Origin of the sequence: Agromyces sp. H17E-10, from assembly GCF_022919715.1 — a bacterium.
GTDB lineage: Bacteria > Actinomycetota > Actinomycetes > Actinomycetales > Microbacteriaceae > Agromyces.
On sequence record NZ_CP095042.1, the window covers coordinates 2475494 to 2492489 of the forward strand.

13 protein-coding genes are annotated in these 16996 nt (G+C 72.3%); 7 read left to right on the plus strand and 6 right to left on the minus strand.

All coding sequences use genetic code 11. The features are described from left to right. Positions 1 to 39 precede the first annotated feature (39 nt). Positions 40 to 1164, minus strand: a complete 1125-nt coding sequence (locus MUN74_RS11265) for a hypothetical protein (protein ID WP_244852197.1) — start codon at positions 1162 to 1164, stop codon at positions 40 to 42. 144 nt (positions 1165 to 1308) lie between these two features. Here MUN74_RS11265 and MUN74_RS11270 point away from each other — a divergent pair, with 144 nt between their 5' ends. After that, entirely contained in the window at positions 1309 to 4794 is a 3486-nt protein-coding gene (locus MUN74_RS11270; RefSeq protein WP_244852198.1) for an efflux RND transporter permease subunit, read from the plus strand. A gap of 237 nt (positions 4795 to 5031) precedes the next feature. Here MUN74_RS11270 and MUN74_RS11275 read toward each other — a convergent pair whose 3' ends face one another. Both MUN74_RS11275 and MUN74_RS11280 read right to left on the minus strand, forming a co-directional pair. After that, a complete protein-coding gene (locus MUN74_RS11275; RefSeq protein ID WP_370647382.1) occupies positions 5032 to 6330 on the minus strand; it encodes an RNA polymerase sigma factor in 1299 nt (432 codons plus the stop codon). A gap of 7 nt (positions 6331 to 6337) precedes the next feature. Then, a complete protein-coding gene (locus tag MUN74_RS11280; protein WP_244852200.1) occupies positions 6338 to 6772 on the minus strand; it encodes a YciI family protein in 435 nt (144 codons plus the stop codon). 203 nt (positions 6773 to 6975) lie between these two features. On the opposite strand from MUN74_RS11280, the gene MUN74_RS11285 reads away from it, so the two are divergent. After that, on the plus strand, positions 6976 to 7347 hold the full coding sequence (locus MUN74_RS11285) for a heavy-metal-associated domain-containing protein (RefSeq protein WP_244852202.1): 372 nt from the start codon (positions 6976 to 6978) through the stop codon (positions 7345 to 7347). A 166-nt stretch (positions 7348 to 7513) separates the two neighbouring features. Here MUN74_RS11285 and MUN74_RS11290 read toward each other — a convergent pair whose 3' ends face one another. Next, positions 7514 to 9847 (minus strand): FdhF/YdeP family oxidoreductase, encoded by a 2334-nt coding sequence (locus MUN74_RS11290; protein WP_244852204.1) that lies wholly within the window; start codon positions 9845 to 9847, stop codon positions 7514 to 7516. A gap of 2 nt (positions 9848 to 9849) precedes the next feature. After that, entirely contained in the window at positions 9850 to 10818 is a 969-nt protein-coding gene (fdhD, locus tag MUN74_RS11295) for a formate dehydrogenase accessory sulfurtransferase FdhD (protein WP_244852206.1), read from the minus strand. 138 nt (positions 10819 to 10956) lie between these two features. Between fdhD and MUN74_RS11300 the strand changes: the two genes are divergently transcribed. Genes MUN74_RS11300 through MUN74_RS11310 form a run of 3 tightly spaced genes read left to right on the plus strand, consistent with a single transcriptional unit; the run spans position 10957 to position 13180 of the window. After that, on the plus strand, positions 10957 to 11607 hold the full coding sequence (locus MUN74_RS11300) for an NTP transferase domain-containing protein (protein ID WP_244852208.1): 651 nt from the start codon (positions 10957 to 10959) through the stop codon (positions 11605 to 11607). Continuing rightward, a complete protein-coding gene (locus MUN74_RS11305) occupies positions 11604 to 11873 on the plus strand; it encodes a DUF6457 domain-containing protein (RefSeq protein ID WP_244852210.1) in 270 nt (89 codons plus the stop codon). The genes MUN74_RS11300 and MUN74_RS11305 overlap by 4 nt, the downstream gene beginning before the upstream one ends. After that, complete coding sequence (locus tag MUN74_RS11310; RefSeq protein WP_244852211.1) at positions 11870 to 13180, plus strand: molybdopterin-binding protein; 1311 nt, start codon at positions 11870 to 11872, stop codon at positions 13178 to 13180. The genes MUN74_RS11305 and MUN74_RS11310 overlap by 4 nt, the downstream gene beginning before the upstream one ends. Before the next feature lie 229 nt (positions 13181 to 13409). On the opposite strand, the gene MUN74_RS11315 is transcribed toward MUN74_RS11310, so the two are convergent. After that, complete coding sequence (locus tag MUN74_RS11315) at positions 13410 to 15455, minus strand: heavy metal translocating P-type ATPase (protein WP_244852212.1); 2046 nt, start codon at positions 15453 to 15455, stop codon at positions 13410 to 13412. Here MUN74_RS11315 and MUN74_RS11320 point away from each other — a divergent pair. Both MUN74_RS11320 and MUN74_RS11325 read left to right on the plus strand, forming a co-directional pair. Then, entirely contained in the window at positions 15429 to 15803 is a 375-nt protein-coding gene (locus MUN74_RS11320; RefSeq protein ID WP_244852213.1) for a hypothetical protein, read from the plus strand. The two genes, MUN74_RS11315 and MUN74_RS11320, sit on opposite strands and share 27 nt — an antisense overlap. 140 nt (positions 15804 to 15943) lie before the next feature. Next, on the plus strand, positions 15944 to 16936 hold the full coding sequence (locus tag MUN74_RS11325) for an NAD-dependent epimerase/dehydratase family protein (protein WP_244852214.1): 993 nt from the start codon (positions 15944 to 15946) through the stop codon (positions 16934 to 16936). Positions 16937 to 16996 lie beyond the last annotated feature (60 nt).

Here is a 16996-nt window from a genome sequence, read left to right on the forward strand (position 1 = left end):
CGTAGGCACGCAGGCGCGTGCGGGCGGACCGATCCCCGGTCAGTCAGGGGTGGAGTCGGTGTCGTACACCGGCGACGACGGCAGCTCGTCGTCGACCGAGTTGAGTGCGAGCGACGCGAGCGCGTCGAGTTCGAGGGCGGCGAACGCCGCATCGGCGGTACCGGATGCTCCGCCGGATCCGCTCCCTGAGGCGCCCGAGCCCGCTCCGGCACCGCCGGAACCACCGGCCGGAGGAGTCGCCGCGGGCGCGTGATCGCCGGGCGGGGCTCCGCCGTCGGCGGGCAGGACGGCGCCCGATCCGCCGACGGCGTCGGCGAACCACGCGGCGATGCCGGCGCCCGTCGCCCCGCCGGAGCCGCTGCCGCCGGCCGTCGTCCCGACGGCGGGGGCGACCGCGGTGTTCGGCGTCACGGGGAGGGCGGGGGTGCCGGGCTGCTCGCCGCCGGGTACTCCCGGGTCGCCCGGGTCGACGCCCGGCGTGCCGGGGCCGGCCGAACCGCCGTCGCCCGGAAGCACGGGGATCGAGGGGATCTCGGGAAGCACGCCGGTGCCGTCGGTCGGCAGCTCGCCGGGTGTTCCGACGACCGTGCCGAGTGTGTCGTCGACGGCGCCGACGACCGGGTCGACGATGCCGCCGACGGTGTCGTCGCCGAGCACGCCGCCCACGATCGGCAGCGAGCCGACGAGGTCGTCGACGGCGCCGGTCACGGGGGTCGTGATCGACCCGACGGTGCCGCCCCCGGCGATGCCCGAGACCGTTCCGGTGACGTCGTTGACGACCGTGCCGACGGTCTCGTTTCCGGTGCTGACCAAGTCATTCGTCGTGTCGGTCACCGTGTCGACGACGGTCGGCACGACGGCCTCGACCACGTCGCCGACGGGCTCGGGGGCGACCTCGACGACGGGCTCGACGAGCTTGTTCACCGGTGCGGTGACCGTGTCGACGACGTCGCCGAGCGTGTCGCCGACGGCGCCGGTCGTCGCGGTCACGCCGCCGACGAGCGAGGTCACGCCGCCGAGCAGACCGCCCGGTTTCGACTCCTCGGCCGAGGCGCTCGACGTGCTCGAGAAGAGCGAGAACGCGAGCCACGCGGCCGACAGGAAGACGGCCAGAAGCGCATAGCGAAGCCACGGCACGTGCCGTGCAGCAACCGCTGTGGCCATGGCTCACCACCTCACGTCGAGCGCCACCTTACCGATCACCCGGCATCGGAAACCACCCCCGTTCGGGGGGTAAATCGACCCTTCTTCACCGGGAATTCGACACTCGGTGACATTCGCCGGCGGCCCTGCTGCGAGAATCGAGCAATGCACCTGCTCGCTGCACTCAGCATGAAGAACCGTGCCCTCATCGCGCTCGTCACGATCGTGGTCGCGATCTTCGGCGGCATCTCGCTCACGAGCCTCAAGCAGGAGCTCGCGCCGTCGATCGAGTTCCCCCAGTTGTCGATCGTCACCAGCTATCCGGGCGCTTCGCCCGACGTCGTCAACAACGACGTCTCGACGCCGATCGAGACGGCGATCCAGGGGATCACGGGCCTCGAGTCGACGTCGACGACGAGCTCGACGGGGCTCAGCCGGGTCACGGCGAGCTTCACCTACGGCACCGACCTCGCGTTCGCCGAGCAGAAGCTGCTCTCGTCGGTCAACCGCATCCAGAACCAACTGCCGGCCGACGTCGACCCGCAGGTCATCGCGCTCTCGCTCGACGACTTCCCGGTCCTGCAGATCGCGGTCACGGGCGCCGATGACGTGAGCGCCCTCTCCGACGAGATCGAGCGCACCACCCTCGGCGAGATCACCGACGTCGACGGCGTGCGCGACGCGACCCTCGTCGGCGAGATCGGCCAGCGCGTCACGATCACGCCCGACCCCGAGAAGCTCGCGAGCTACGGCATCACGCAGCAGGCCATCCGCGACGCGCTCAGCCAGAACGGCCTGCTCGTGCCCGCCGGCACCATCACCGAGGGCGACTCGACGTTCGCCATACAGACCGGCACCCGCATCGGCAGCGTCGACGAGATCGCGGCGCTGCCCGTGCTCGGCGCCACCGAGGTGCAGGTCCCGGATGACGCGGAGCTGGGCTTCGACGGCGAGACGACGTCTCCCGACTCGGGCTTCGGCGACGGCACCGCGACCGACGGTGCGGCGGCCGGTGCGGCCCCGCGGGCCCCCGTCGAGGTCACGATCGAGGATGTCGCCACCGTCGCGCTCACCGACAACCCGGTGACGAGCATCTCGCGCGTCAACGGCGAGCCGGCACTGACCATCTCGGTCACCAAGCTGCCCGCCGCCAACACCGTCGAGGTGTCGAACGCGGTCACCGCGCTGCTGCCCGACCTCGAGGCATCCCTCGACACGACGAACCCCGGCGCGACGTTCACGGTCGTGTTCGACCAGGCGCCCTACATCGAGCAGTCGATCGAGTCGCTCGCGACCGAGGGCCTGCTCGGCCTCGCGTTCGCGGTGATCATCATCCTCATCTTCCTGATGTCGGTGCGTGCGACCCTCGTCACCGCGATCTCGATCCCGACGTCGGTGCTCATCACGTTCATCGGCCTGCAGGTCGCCGACTACACGCTCAACATCCTCACCCTCGGGGCGCTCACGATCGCGATCGGCCGTGTCGTCGACGACTCGATCGTCGTCATCGAGAACATCAAGCGACACCTCGTCGAGGGCGTCGACAAGGCCACGACGATCGTGCGCGCGGTGCGCGAGGTCGCCGGCGCCATCACGGCGTCGACGATCACCACGGTCGCCGTCTTCCTGCCGATCGCACTCGTCGAGGGCGTGACGGGCGAGCTCTTCCGGCCGTTCTCGCTCACCGTGACCATCGCCCTGCTCGCGTCGCTCCTCGTGTCGCTCACCATCGTTCCCGTGCTCGCGTACTGGTTCCTGAAGCCCGCGAAGCTGCACAAGCCCGCGAAGGCCGACGAGACGCCCGCCGAACTCGCGGCCGACGAGACCGAGCTCGAGGCCGAGGAGGCCGCAGCGGCCTTCGTCGACGACGTCTGGCTCGCGCCCGAGCTGCGCGACGAGAGCGGCGCCACCGGGCTGCCGGTCGCGCCCGGTCAGCGTCCGGCTGCGAGTGCGACGGCCACCGCCACCGCGGTCGCCGGCCCCGCGGCATCCCCCTCGGTCGCCCACCCCGCCGTCGACGAGCTCGAGCACCCGTCGCGCCTGCAGCGCGGCTACCTGCCGATCATCTCGTGGACCCTCAAGCACGGCGTGGTGACGATCATCGTCGCCGTGCTCGTGCTCGCGGGCACCATCGCGATGTTCCCGCTCATGAAGACCAACTTCCTCGGCTCGTCGGGGCAGAACACGTTCCGCGTCTCGCAGGAGCTGCCGGTCGGTACGAGCCTCGACGCGCTCGACACCGCCTCGAAGCCCGTCGAGCAGGTACTGCGCGACACCGACGGCGTCGAGACCGTGCAGACCTCGATCGGCACGGGCTCGAACCCGCTCGCCGCGGCGTTCGGCGGCGGCGGTGCGACCGTGACCTACTCGGTCACCACCGACGACTCGGCCGACCAGGACGCCCTGCAGGCCGACGTGCGCGACGAGCTCGACGGGCTCGACCCCGACGAGGTCGGCGAGGTTTCGCTCGCCGCGTCGAGCGGATTCGGTGCGTCGAACGACATCGAGGTCGACATCACCGCCTCGAACGCCGAAGACCTGCAGGCCGCGACCGACGCGGTGATCGGCGAGCTCGACGGCGTCGACTCCGTGTCGCAGGTCACGTCGAACCTCTCGGAGTCGCGTCCCTACGTCGCGGTCGAGGTGAACCGCGACGACGCCGCAGCCGCCGGCTACTCGGAGGTCGCGCTCGGCGGCCTCGTCTCGGCGGCCATGCAGCCGCAGAGCGCCGGGTCGGTCGTCATCGACGAGAAGACGCTCACGATCTACCTCGCGACCGAGAACCCGCCGGCGACCGTCGAGGAGCTCTCGGCCCTCGAGGTGCCGACCCCGACGGGCGTCGTGCGTCTCGACACGCTCGCCACGGTCGAGCAGGTCGACGGGCCGGCATCGGTCACGACCGTGCAGGGGCTCCGCAGCGCGACCGTGTCGGCGACGCCCGCGGGCGACGACCTCGGCACCGCGTCGGGCCAGGTGCAGGCCGCCGTGAACACGGTCGACCTGCCCGAGGGCACGACCGCGTCGATCGGCGGCGTGACCGCCGACCAGCAGGAGTCGTTCTCGCAGCTCGGCCTCGCGCTGCTCGCGGCGATCCTCATCGTCTACATCGTCATGGTCGCGACGTTCCGCTCGCTCCTGCAGCCGCTGCTGCTGCTCGTCTCCGTGCCGTTCGCGGCGACCGGTGCGATCGCGCTGCAGGTGATCACGGGCGTGCCGCTCGGCGTCGCCTCGCTCGTCGGCGTGCTCATGCTCGTCGGCATCGTCGTGACGAACGCGATCGTGCTCGTCGACCTCGTGAACCAGTACCGCGACCGGGGCATGCACGTGCGCGATGCGCTCATGCACGGAGCATCCCGTCGTCTGCGCCCGATCCTCATGACGGCGCTCGCGACGATCTTCGCGCTGCTCCCGATGGCGCTCGGCATCACGGGCCACGGCGGCTTCATCTCGCAGCCGCTCGCGATCGTCGTGATCGGCGGCCTGCTCTCGTCGACCGTGCTCACGCTCGTCGTGCTGCCGGTGCTCTACGACCTCGTCGAGGGTGGGCGCGAACGGCGCCGGGCGAAGAAGGCGGCGAAGGTGTCGGCGAAGGCGGCCGACGCGGTGGGCCCGGCCGACGTGGCTGACGCCGGGGGCCCGGCCGCAGGCTGAGTCGGCGGACTAGCCGGCGGCGAGAATCCCAGCGGGCGACGGTTGGATTTCGGCTGTTTCAGTTCCGCCTCATCGATGAGGCGGAACTGAAACAGCTCGAACGAGGAACCGGCACATCCCCCTGGAGCGATCGGATCGCTCCGAGGCCCGCACGCGACGGTGTGTGGGTGTGGGGCGGCAGCGTGGCTCCCGGTGCGCGTCGCCCGCCCGGTTCGGCGCTGCCGCCCGCCGAGAGCCTCAGTCGCCGAGCTTGGCGATCTTCGCGAGCAGCGCCTCGCGCTCGCGCGCGTTGCCCGTGAGCCGTGCTGCGGTCTCGAGCTCGCCGCGCGCCTCGCCCGTGCGCCCGAGCCGGGCGAGCAGCTCGCCGCGAACGGCCGGCAGCGCCGGGTAGCCGGCGAGCTTGCCGTTGGCGACCAGTTCGTCGACCACGCGCAGGGCCGACGCCGGGCCCGTCGCCATCGCGATCGCGGCGGCGCGGTTGAGCTCGACCACGGGCGACGGTGCGATGCGCCCGAGCGCCTCATAGAGCACGACGATCTGCGCCCAGTCGGTCTCGTCGGCGGAGGGCGCGACCGCGTGGCATCCGGCGATCGCAGCCTGCAGGCCGTAGGCCCCGCGGCCGCGCCCGATGCGGTCGGCCCGATCGAGCGCCGCCCTGCCGCGGGCGATCTGCGCACGATCCCAGCGCGAGCGGTCCTGCCGGTCGAGCGGAATGGCGCTGCCGTCGCGCGCCGTGCGCGCCGGGAACCTGGCCGCGGTGAACTCCATGAGCGCGACGAGCGACTGCGCCTCGGGCTCGCGCGGCATGAGCCCGGCGACGATGCGGGCGAGCCGCAGCGCCTCCGCCGAGACGTCGGGCCGCAGCCATTCGTCGCCGGAGGCCGGCAGGTAGCCCTCGTTGAAGATCAGGTAGAGCACGTGCAGCACCGAGGCGAGCCGCTCGGGGTACTCGTCGGGCTCGGGCACCGCGAACGGCACGTTCGCAGCCGAGAGCGTCTTCTTCGCGCGCACGATGCGCTGCTGGATGGTCGCGGTCGGTACGAGGAACGCCCGCGCGATCTCCTCGCTCGAGAGGCCGCCGACGATGCGCAGCGTGAGCGCGATCTGCGCCTCGCGCGAGAGCACGGGGTGGCACGACACGAACACGAGCCGCAGCACGTCGTCGTCGATCGTGTCGGGGTCCCAGAACTGGTCGGATGCCTCGCCGCCCTGCTGCTCGAGGTCGCGGGCCATGGCGGCGTATCGTTCGTCGAGCCGCTCGCGCCGGCGCCACCCGTCGATCGCGCGTCGTTTCGCGACCGCGGTGAGCCATGCGCCGGGGTTGCGCGGCACGCCCTCGTCGGGCCACTGCTTCAGCGCTTCGAGGAGCGCCTCCTGGGCGAGGTCCTCCGCCTGGCCGACGTCGCCCGTGAAGCGCGCGAGGGTCGCGACGATTCGGGCCGACTCGATGCGCCAGACCGCCGCGACGGCACGCCGGGCCCGGTCGGCGTCGGCGTTCGCCGAACCGGCCGGGCCCGAGGCATCCGCGTCGCTCACGACTCGGTCACTCACTCGCGGTGCCGAGCCGACCCTCGGCCTCGGCGCGCCAGCCGGCCTCCTTCTGGATCCACTCGTTGTCCTGCGGGAAGTCCTCGAGCTCGGTGACGCGGCGCACCTCGAGCTTCGAGCCCGGGCCGAGCGGGCAGCGCTTGGCCCACTCCGCGGCCTCCTCGGGGCTCGACGCCTGGATGATCCAGAAGCCGTTGAACAACTCCTTCGTCTCGCCGTAGGGGCCGTCGGTCACGACCGGGGGAGTCGAGTCGAAGTCGACGACGAAGCCCTCCTTCGCGTCGGTCAGTCCCTCGCCGGCGAGCAGCACGCCCGCCTTGATGAGCGACTCGTTGTAGGCGCCCATGGCGGCGATGACCTCGGTGAAGTCCATCTCCTCGTAGGCCTCGACGGCGGCGTCGTTCGATCGCATGATCAGCATGTACTTCACGGTGTGCTCCTTGTTCGGATCGGTGTCGAGGAGGGGCCGAAGTGCCCGCCTCACTCATGCGTCGAACGGGCGTGGCACGAGATCGACATCGCGGCGGAGAATCTTCGGAATTCCTTCGTTCATGTTGGCAGAGGCGATTCGCCGCTTGCGAGTGATACCCCACCGGGGTATAGTTTCAACGACTTCGAGAAGGGAACACCGACATGACCCACAGCCACGCCGCCATGACCGTGCCCGAGGGCGCCACCGAGCTCCAGCTGACCGGTGAGGCCGGGGCGGATGCCTCGTGCTCGTGCTGCGCGATCCCCGATGCGTCGACGTCGTCGGCCACGAGCGCTGTCGCCTCCGATGCCTCGCTCGTCAGCGCCGACTACGCCGTCGCCGGCATGACCTGCGGCAACTGCGTGAGCCACGTGAGCGCCGAGCTCGCCGGCATCGAGGGCGTCGAGGCCGTCGAGGTCGCGCTCGTCGCAGGCGGGGTCTCGACCGTGACCGTGCGCAGCACCGCGCCGCTCACCGACGCCGCGGTCGCCGCCGCCGTCGAGGAGGCCGGCTACGAGGTCGTCGCGCGCTGAGCCGCGCGCCAGCACTCCTCGCGCCCGCGCGCGATTCGTTCCGGGGGTGCTTTTCCGCAAGATGCGGGCCCGCTCGCGGTCCGAAGTTGCGGAAAAGCACCCCCGAAACGTTTGCACCCCGGGCGGGCCGGGCAGGCGAGCGCGGGCGGGGCGCTCGCCGCGCGCTTCAGGCGCCGGCGACGGGCTCGAGGCGCACGATGACGGCCTTCGAGACCGGCGTATTGCTGCCGTCGGCCGCACTCTCGAGCGGCACGAGCACGTTCGCCTCGGGGTAGTAGGCGGCCGCGCAGCCGCGCGCGGTCGGATACGCGACGAGGCGTTGAGCGCGCAGCACGCGGTCGGGCTGGCCGGGCCACTCGCTCACGACGTCGACCCGCTGTCCGTCGGCGAGGCCGAGCTCGGCGAGGTCGTCGGGGTGCACGAACACGACGTCGCGGCCCTTCTTGATGCCGCGGTAGCGGTCGTTGAGGCTGTAGATCGTCGTGTTGAACTGGTCGTGCGAGCGCAGGGTCTGCAGGATGAGGCGTCCGGCCGGGCGTTCGAGGTGTTCCAGTTCGTTGACGGTGATCTGCGCCTTGCCGCTCGGGGTGTCGAAGCGGCGCACCCGCGGTGAGATCGGCAGTTCGAAGCCGTTCTTGCGCCGCACGTCGTCGTTGTAGTGCTCGAAGCCGGGCACGACGCGCGAGATGCGCTCGCGGATGAGGTCGTAGTCGCACTCGAAGTCGGTCCAGGGGATCGACGCTCGCGGGTCGGGGGTCTCGATACGCTCGCCGGCGCTCGCTCCTCGACCGCCGAGCGTCGCCTCCGCCATGCGACAGACGACCGCGACCTCAGAGAGCAGGCCGGGCGCGACCGGTGGGATCGCGCCGTGGCTGCCGTGCACCGAGCACACCGTGTCCTCGACCGAGACGAACTGCGGCACACCGCCCTGCAGGTCGATCTCGGTGCGGCCGAGCACGGGCAGGATGAGCGCCTCCTCGCCCGTGACGACGTGCGAGCGGTTGAGCTTCGTCGACACCTGCACGGTGAGCTTCGCCCTGCGCATCGCCTGCTCCGAGGCATCCGTGTCGGAGATGGCGGCGACGAAGTTGCCCGCCATGGCGATGAAGACCTCGATCGACCCGTCGCGGAGTCCCTGCACGGTCTTGATCGCGTCGCGGCCGTGACCTCGCGGCACCGGGAAACCGAACTCGGCCTCGAGCGCGGCGAGGAACCGCTCGGGCATCTGCTCCCAGATGCCCATCGTGCGGTCGCCCTGCACGTTCGAGTGCCCGCGGATCGGGGCGGCGCCCGCGCCCGGCTTGCCCATGTTGCCGCGCAGCAGCAGCAGGTTGACGATCTCCTTGATCGTGTCGACCGACTTCTTCTGCTGGGTGAGTCCCATCGCCCACGTGACGATGACGCGGTCGGCGGCGAGGTAGGCGTCGGCGAGCTCGTCGATCTCCTGCGACGTGATGCCCGTCGCCAGCAGGACCTCGGCCTCGTCGAGGTCGGCCAGGTGCGCGCGGAACGCGTCGAGCCCCTCGGTGTGCGCCGCGAGGAACTCGTGGTCGAGCACCGTGCCGGGCGCGGCATCCTCGGCGTCGAGCACGCGCTTCGACACCGCCTGCAGCAGGGCCATGTCGCCGCCCGAGCGGATCTGGATGAACTGGTCGGCGAGCTTCGTGCCCTTGCCGACGATGCCGCGCGGCCGCTGCGGGTTCTTGTAGCGGATGAGTCCGGCCTCGGGCAGCACGTTCACGGCGACGATGCGGCCGCCACGACGCTTCTGGGCTTCGAGGGCGCCGAGCATGCGGGGGTGGTTCGTGCCGGGGTTCTGCCCCATCACGATGATGAGGTCGGCCTGCTCGAAGTCGTCGTAGACGACGGTCGCCTTCCCGACGCCGATCGACGCGGTGAGGGCGGTGCCGGATGACTCGTGGCACATGTTCGAGCAGTCGGGCAGGTTGTTCGTGCCGAGCGCCCGCACGAACAGCTGGTAGAGGAACGCGGCCTCGTTCGACACCCGGCCGCTCGTGTAGAACGCCGCGCGATCGGGGCTCTCGAGGGCGCGCAGCCGCTCGCCGACGAGGGCGAACGCGGCGTCCCACGAGATCGGCTCGTAGTGATCGGAGCCCGCCGGCTTGTAGACGGGCTCGACGAGCCGGCCCTGCTGCCCGAGCCAGTACTCGCCCTTGTCGAGCAGCGACGTCAGCGAGTGCTCGGCCCAGAACGAGGTCGGCACGGTGACCGGCGTCGCCTCCCAGGTGACGGCCTTCATGCCGTTCTCGCAGAACTCGAGGGTGTGCCGGTGCTCGCTCGGATCGGCCCAGGCGCAGCTCATGCAGTCGAAGCCGCCGTCCTGGTTGATCTTGAGCGACAGCTTCGCCGTGCGGCCGATGCCCATGTCGTCGAGCGCGGGCAGCATGGCGTGCATGATGCCCGCGACGCCGACCGCCGAGTCCTCGTTCGGCCCGACCTCGAGGTCGGGATACGGCTCGGTCGACGGCTCATCGTTCATGGTCACCTCGGCTGGGCGGTTGCGGGCTGGCGTGTCGGGTGCGGGCGCGATGCGTCGGCTGCGGCATCCGGTTCGAGTGAGCGGGATGCGTCGGCTGCGGCATCCCGATCGAGCGGACCGGATGCCGCGAGCAGCCGGTCGGGCCGCGAGTAGGCGACGAGCGAGGGGTCGCGCACGAAGCCGAGCAGGGTGAGGCCGGCCTCGTTCGCGAGCTCGACCGCGAGCGACGACGGTGCCGACACCGCGGACAGCACGGGGATGCCGGCCATCGACGCCTTCTGCACGAGCTCGAAGCTCGCCCGGCCCGACACCTGCAGCACCACGCCACGCAGCGGCAGCAGACCCTCGCGGGCGGCCCAGCCGATGACCTTGTCGACGGCGTTGTGCCGGCCGACGTCTTCACGCACGACGAGCAGTTCGCCCGTGCGTCCGTCGAAGAGGGCGGCCGCGTGCAGCCCGCCGGTCTTGTCGAACACGTCCTGCGCGGCGCGCAGCCGCCCGGGCAGGGCGACGAGCAGCTCGGGGGCGACGCGCACCGGATCGTCGTCGACGGCGAACGCCGAGCGGGTGCGCACCGCGTCGATGCTGGCCTTGCCGCACACGCCGCACGCGCTCGTCATGAGCAGGTCGCGCTGTACCGCGGCGCTCGGCGGGGTCACGCCCGGCGCGAGCGTCACGTCGAGCACGTTGTAGGTGTTCGCGCCTTCGGCGCCCGGTTTCGCCGTGGCGTTCGCGCAGTGGATGGCACCCGCGACGTCGGACCCGCTCGTGACGACCCCCTCGGAGACGAGGTAGCCGATCGCGAGGTCGACGTCGTGGCCGGGGGTGCGCATCGTCACCGCGAGCGGCGAGCCGCCCACCCGGAGCTCGAGGGGTTCCTCGACGGCGAGCAGGTCGTCGCGACGGCTGACCGTCGACGACCCGCCGACCGTGACGCGTACGACGCGCTTCCTCGCGGTGATCCTGCCCATCCCTCCTTGGTAGCAGCATCGGTCGCGCGCGCAAAGCGCCGGGCGTCCACCGATTCAGATGCCCGGCATCGCGCATCGAGATGCCGTCGGTGCCCGGATGCCGCGGCGAGCGCCCGGTCGACTGCCTAGCATGAACGCATGATCGACGTCGCTGCCGTGGTGCTCATGGGCGGACGCGCGTCGCGGCTCGGCGGCATCGTCAAGGGCGACCTCGTGGTCGACGGACGCACCCTGCTGGAGCGGGCGGTCGCGGCAGGCGCCGCGGTCGCGCGCGAGGTCGTCGTGGTCGGCGAGCCCGGGCGTTCGCGATTGCCGGCCGGCATCAGGGTCGTGCGCGAGGAACCGCCGTTCGGCGGTCCGGCGGCGGCCGTCGCGGCCGGCGTCCGGGCATTGACTGGGGATGCCTCGGCCGTGCTGCTGCTCGCGGGCGACCTGCCGTTCGCTGCCGACGCGGTGCCGGCGCTCGTCGAGGAGTTCGCGGCCGGTGAGGCGGCCGGCGCCGGTGGTGCCGACCCGGGCGGTGCGGCCGGTGGTGCACGCGCCGCTGGAGTGCGCGCGGTCGACGACTCCGGTCGTGCCCAGCACCTGCTCTGCGTCGTGCGGCGCGACGCGCTCGACCGCGCGATCGAGGCGCTCGCGGCGCACCGCCCGCTCGACGGGGCGTCGATGCGAGCCCTCCTCGCACCGCTGAGATTCACGGACCTCGCGGTGCCGAAGGCTGCCACGATGGACGTGGACACCTGGGCCGACGCGAGTGCCGTCGGCGCGACTCGAGGGGAGACCTCATGACCGCGAACGACGACGATCTCGACCGCACGATCGAGGAGTGGGGCGACCGGGTGCGCGCCGAGCTCGGCGTGCCCGACGCGCCGCTCGACGTGAACGCCGTGCTCGGGGTCGCGGGCGTCGCGGCGCACGCGATCGTGCGTCCTGCCGCTCCGGTGACCACGTATCTGGCGGGATACGCCGCGGGCCTCGCCGTGGGCCGGGGCGCCGAACCAGAAGCCGCCGCGCGCGAGGCGCTCGAACACGTGCGACGGCTCGCGTCGTCGTGACCGGCTCCGCCAGACGCGACACCTCCACGGGCGGGCACTCCGACAGCTCGGGGCCCGGCGCGGCGACCGCTGCGTGCGGCGGTCACGGCCGTGTCGACCTCGAGACCGCCCGCGCCGCGGCCGCCGCGGCGGCATTCATCGCACCCGTCGAGGAGGTGCCGGTGCACGCCGCGACCGGGCGGGTGCTCGCCGGCGACCTGGTCACTCCGATCCCGTTACCGCACTACACCTCGTCGGCGATGGACGGCTGGGCCGTGCGCGGCGACGGGCCTTGGCGCGTCGTCGACGGTACCGCGCTCGCCGCGTCGGATTCTGGCGCCGAGGCGCCCGGGCTCGGGCCCGGCGAGGCCGTCGTGATCGTGACCGGTGGCCTCGTGCCGTCGGGTACCGACGCGGTGCTCAGGTCGGAGGCCGGGCACGTCGTCGACGGTGTGCTCGAGGCGGTCGGCGAGGTGGGGCGCCAGGATGTCGCGGGCCGGCGCCACCTCCGACATGCGGGGGCCGAGGCCGCGGCCGGCGACGTGGTGCTCGGCGACGGCCTCGTGCTCACCCCGCCGCGCATCGCCCTCGCGGCCGCGACGGGCGCCGACGTGATGCGCGTGCGTCGACGTCCGCGGGTGGCGCTCGTGCTGACCGGCGACGAGGTCGTCGAGTCGGGAGTACCGGCGCCGGGTCGCGTGCGCGACAGCTTCAGTGTCGTGCTGCCCGCGGTGCTCACCGAACTGGGTCTCGAGGTCGTCGGAGTGCATCGCGTCGCCGACGAGGTCACCGCGACCGAGGCGGCGCTCGTCGCCGATGCCGCCGAACTCGTCGTGACGACGGGCGGTACGGGCGGGTCGGGCGTCGACTTCGTGCGGGCCGCGGTCGAACGGCTGGGTGTCGAGCGGCCGGGCGTCGGCAGGCAGCGCGACGATGAGCCCGGTACCGAGTGGCTCGTGCCGTCGGTCGCGATCCGGCCGGGCGGGCCGACCTTCCTCGCGCGCGCCGGCGACCGCCTCGTGCTCGGGCTGCCCGGCAACCCGCTCGCCGCGGTGCTCGGGCTGCTCGCGGTAGGCGGGCCGCTCTTCGCCGCGTGGACCGGCCGCCCCGAGGCGACGAGCGAGATCGTCGTCGGCGTGCCGATCGGCGGCGCCGCCGGTGCGACGCGGCTCGTGCCGGTCGTCGTCCGCGATGGCCGTGCCGTGCCCGCGGCCCACGTCGGCACGGGCATGATGCGCGGGCTCGCCGACGCCGACGCGATCGCCGTCGTGCCGTCGGGCGGCGTCGCCGCCGAGGCATCCGTCACCGCCCTTCGCCTGCCCTGGTGAGGTGCTGACCGCCGAACTGGCGGCGCCCGGAGCCGACCGCCTCCGGAGTGTAGGAAGAACCGAGCGACACGCCGCTCGAAGCCGGTCGACACGCCGGGCGATGTCAAGGAGTTCTCCACAAGCGTTCCGTACGCGGGCGGCCCGCCGCCGAGTCCTCCACAGGCGAACGGCCCACCGCCCCGAGGAGTCGGGGCGGCGGGCCGGACCAGGGCGCGCGGCGTGCGGCGGCTCAGCGCGAGCGCTCGAGCACCGCGCGGGTCGACGCCTCGGGGCGGAGGTCGAGACGACGCAGCAGCTGTGCGTTCGCCGCGACGATGATGGTCGAGAGGCTCATCAGGATCGCACCGAGCGACATCGGCATCACGAACCCGATCGGGGCGAGCACGCCCGCCGCGAGCGGCACCGACACGAGGTTGTAGCCGGCGGCCCACCAGAGGTTCTGGCTCATCTTGCGGTAGCTCGCCCGCGACAGCTCGATCACCGAGAGCACCGAGCGCGGGTCGCTCGAGGCGAGGATCACCCCCGCGGACGCGATCGCCACGTCGGTGCCGGCGCCGATCGCGATGCCGACGTCGGCCTGGGCGAGCGCCGGCGCGTCGTTCACGCCGTCGCCGACCATCGCGACGCTGAGGCCCTCGGCCTGGAGCTCCTGCACCTTGGCCGACTTGTCCTCGGGGCGGACACCCGCGTAGACCCGGTCGATGCCGAGCGCGGCTGCGACGGTGCGGGCCACGGGCTCGGCGTCGCCCGTGATCATGACGACCTGAACGCCGAGTGCGTGCAGCGCCTCGACGGCCTCGTGCGACTCGGGGCGGATCTCGTCGGCGAGGGCGATGGCCCCGGCCACGGTGCCGTCGATCACGACGTGCAGCACGGTCGCACCTGATTCGGCCCACGGCACGGATGCCTCGAGCACGTCGTGGCCCTCCTGGCGCAGCATCCCGGGGCCGCCGACCTGCACGGTGCGGCCGCCGACGTTCGCGCGCACGCCGATCGCGGCCGACGCCTCGAAGTCGGTCGCCCCGCGCAGCGCGAGTCCGCGGCGGGAGGCCTCGGTGACGATCGCCTTCGCGAGCGGGTGCTCGGAGTCGGCCTCGGCGGCGGCCGCATCGGCCAGGACCGCGTCGAGGTCGAAGCCGGGTGCGGCCGCGGCGTCCGTGACGGCGGGCTCGCCCTTCGTGAGGGTGCCCGTCTTGTCGAAGAGCACCGCGCCGACCGTGCGCATCGTCTCCAGGGCGAGGCGGTCGGTCACGAGCACGCCGCCGCGGGCCGCACGCTCGGTCGCGATCTGCACGACCAGCGGGATGGCGAGGCCGAGGGCGTGGGGGCAGGCGATCACGAGCACCGTGATGGTGCGGACGACGGCGTCGTCGGGGTCGCCGAGCAGGGTCCAGGCGATCGCGGTGATGACGGCGGCGCCGAGCGCGAACCAGAACAGCCAGCCGGCGGCGCGGTCGGCGAGGCGCTGGGCGTGCGAGCTCGAGGCCTGGGCCTGCGCGACGAGGCGCTGGATGCCGGCGAGGGCGGTGTCGTCGCCGACCGCGCCGACCCGCACGCGGATCGCGGTGTCGGTCGCGACCGTGCCCGCGACGACGTGGTCGCCGGGGCCACGGCTCACGGTGACCGACTCGCCCGTGATCATCGACTCGTCGATCGCGGCGGTGCCGTCGACGACCTCGCCGTCGGCCGGCACGCGGCCGCCGGGGCGCACGATGACGAGGTCGCCCACCTGCAGCTCGCTCGGGGCCACCTTCTCGATCGTCGTGGATGCCTCGGGGTCGTCGCCGTTCGCGGCACCCTCGACGACGCGCTCGGCCTCGTCGGGCAGCAGTGCGGCGAGCGCGTCGAGCGCGCTCGAGGCCTGCATGATCGAGCGCATCTCGATCCAGTGGCCGAGCAGCATGATCACGATGAGGAGGGCGAGCTCCCACCAGAAGTCGAGGTGGTGGCTCACGAGGCCGAACGTCGCGGCGAGGCTCGCGAAGTACGCGACCGTGATCGCGAGGCCGATGAGCAGCATCATGCCGGGCTTGCGCGCCTTGAGCTCCGACCAGGCACCCGTGAGGAACGGCTTGCCGCCCCAGAAGTACAGGACCGTACCGAGGATCGGAGAGATCCACGGGATGATCGGGTTGTCGGGCAGCGTGTAGCCGAGGATCGACGCGAACATCGGGCTGAAGGCGATCGTCGGGATCGCGATGACGAGCATGATCCAGAACAGCCGGCGGAACTGGCCGACGTGATCGCCGTGGCCGCCGCCGTGGCCGGCGTGCATGTCGTGCCCGGCGTGGGCGTCGTGACCCGCGTGGGCGTCGTGACCCGCGTGGGCGTCGTGACCGGCGTGCGCGTCGTGACCCGCGTGCGCATCGTGCACCGACTCGGCCGTCGTGCTCGTGCCGTGACCGGCGTGGGTCTCGTGACCCGCGTGGGCGTCGTGACCGGCGTGCATGTCGTGACCGGCGTGCATGTCGTGACCGGCGTGCATGTCGTGACCGGCGTGCTGCCCGTGGTCGTGACCGGGGTGGCCCGCGTGGCCGTGCCCCGCGTGGCCGTCGTGCCCGGCGTGCGTATCGTGTTCGGTGTGCGTCTCGTTCTGGCCGGCGCCCATCGCGTCCTCCTGTGATCGTCCCCTCAGGTTAATACCCCTAGGGGGTATCTGCAAGAGTCAACTTCGATCGGCTTGGCGCTATTCCGCCCGGCGATGTCATCAGCGCTCGGCGAACACGATGGCCTCGGAGGCCGGTGCTCTGCTGTGATGGCGGAATGCAGATCCTGATCCTCGGCGGTACCCAGTGGCTCGGTCGCGAACTCGCCCGCGAGGCGATCCGGCGCGGGCACGACGTGACCTGCCTCGCCCGTGGCGAAGCCGGCGAGGTTGCGGACGGCGCCCGGCTCGTCGTCGGCGATCGATCACGCTCCGACGCCTACGACGCGCTCGGCGACGCCGAATGGGACGCCGTGATCGACGTCACCCGGCAACCGGGCTTCGCCCGGCGTGCGGCGACGGCGCTCGCGGCGAACGCACGACATTGGACGTTCGTCTCGTCGGGCAACGTCTACGCGCACCACGACGAGCCGGGCGCCGAGGAGACTGCCGAGCTCATGCCGCCGCTCGAGTCCGACGAGTCGACGCCCGAGACCTACGGCGAGGCGAAGTCGGCGATCGAGCAGGCGTACCGCGACGCCGTCGGCGACCGGTTGCTCGTGATCCGGCCGGGCCTCATCGGCGGGCCTGGGGATGCCTCGGGCCGCAGCGCCTACTGGGTCGCCCGCGCCGCGCGCGACGACGAGCCGATGCTCGTGCCTGACATCCGTGCCGCTGCAGCGCAGTTCATCGACGTGCGCGACCTCGTCGCCTGGACACTCGACTCGGTCGAGCGAGGGCTCACCGGCGCGTTCAACGCCGTCGGCGACCGGTCGACGTTCGGGGCCTTCCTCGATGCGTCGCGCGCGGTCGGCGGACACCGCGGTGAGGTCGTGATCGCCGCACCCGAATGGCTCGAGGCGCAGGGCGTGGCCGAGTGGGCCGGCGAGGAGTCGCTGCCGCTCTGGATCATCGACGCCGACTGGCAGTCCTTCCAGGATCGCTCGAACGCCGCGGCCCGCGCTGAGGGCCTCGACCTGCGCCCGGTCGAGCAGACGCTCGCCGACCTCCTCGAGTGGGAGCGGGAACAGGGGCTCGACCGGCCGCGCAAGGCGGGACTGAGCGCCGAACGCGAGCGCGAACTCGTGGCGGTGCTGCGCTCGGTCGGCTGACGCCTCCGCTGGTTGAGGAGCGCGCGACGAAGGAGCACGCGTCTCGAAACCCGGTGACCC

Bases quoted from the DNA above. Each gene is read 5' to 3' on its own strand.
- MUN74_RS11265 (WP_244852197.1), bottom strand. From the start codon at position 1,164: ATGGCCACAGCGGTTGCTGCACGGCACGTGCCGTGGCTTCGCTATGCG.
- MUN74_RS11270 (WP_244852198.1), top strand. From the start codon at position 1,309: ATGCACCTGCTCGCTGCACTCAGCATGAAGAACCGTGCCCTCATCGCG.
- MUN74_RS11285 (WP_244852202.1), top strand. From the start codon at position 6,976: ATGACCCACAGCCACGCCGCCATGACCGTGCCCGAGGGCGCCACCGAG.
- MUN74_RS11290 (WP_244852204.1), bottom strand. From the start codon at position 9,847: ATGAACGATGAGCCGTCGACCGAGCCGTATCCCGACCTCGAGGTCGGG.
- fdhD (WP_244852206.1), bottom strand. From the start codon at position 10,818: ATGGGCAGGATCACCGCGAGGAAGCGCGTCGTACGCGTCACGGTCGGC.
- MUN74_RS11300 (WP_244852208.1), top strand. From the start codon at position 10,957: ATGATCGACGTCGCTGCCGTGGTGCTCATGGGCGGACGCGCGTCGCGG.
- MUN74_RS11305 (WP_244852210.1), top strand. From the start codon at position 11,604: ATGACCGCGAACGACGACGATCTCGACCGCACGATCGAGGAGTGGGGC.
- MUN74_RS11315 (WP_244852212.1), bottom strand. From the start codon at position 15,455: ATGCACGCCGGCCACGGCGGCGGCCACGGCGATCACGTCGGCCAGTTC.
- MUN74_RS11325 (WP_244852214.1), top strand. From the start codon at position 15,944: ATGCAGATCCTGATCCTCGGCGGTACCCAGTGGCTCGGTCGCGAACTC.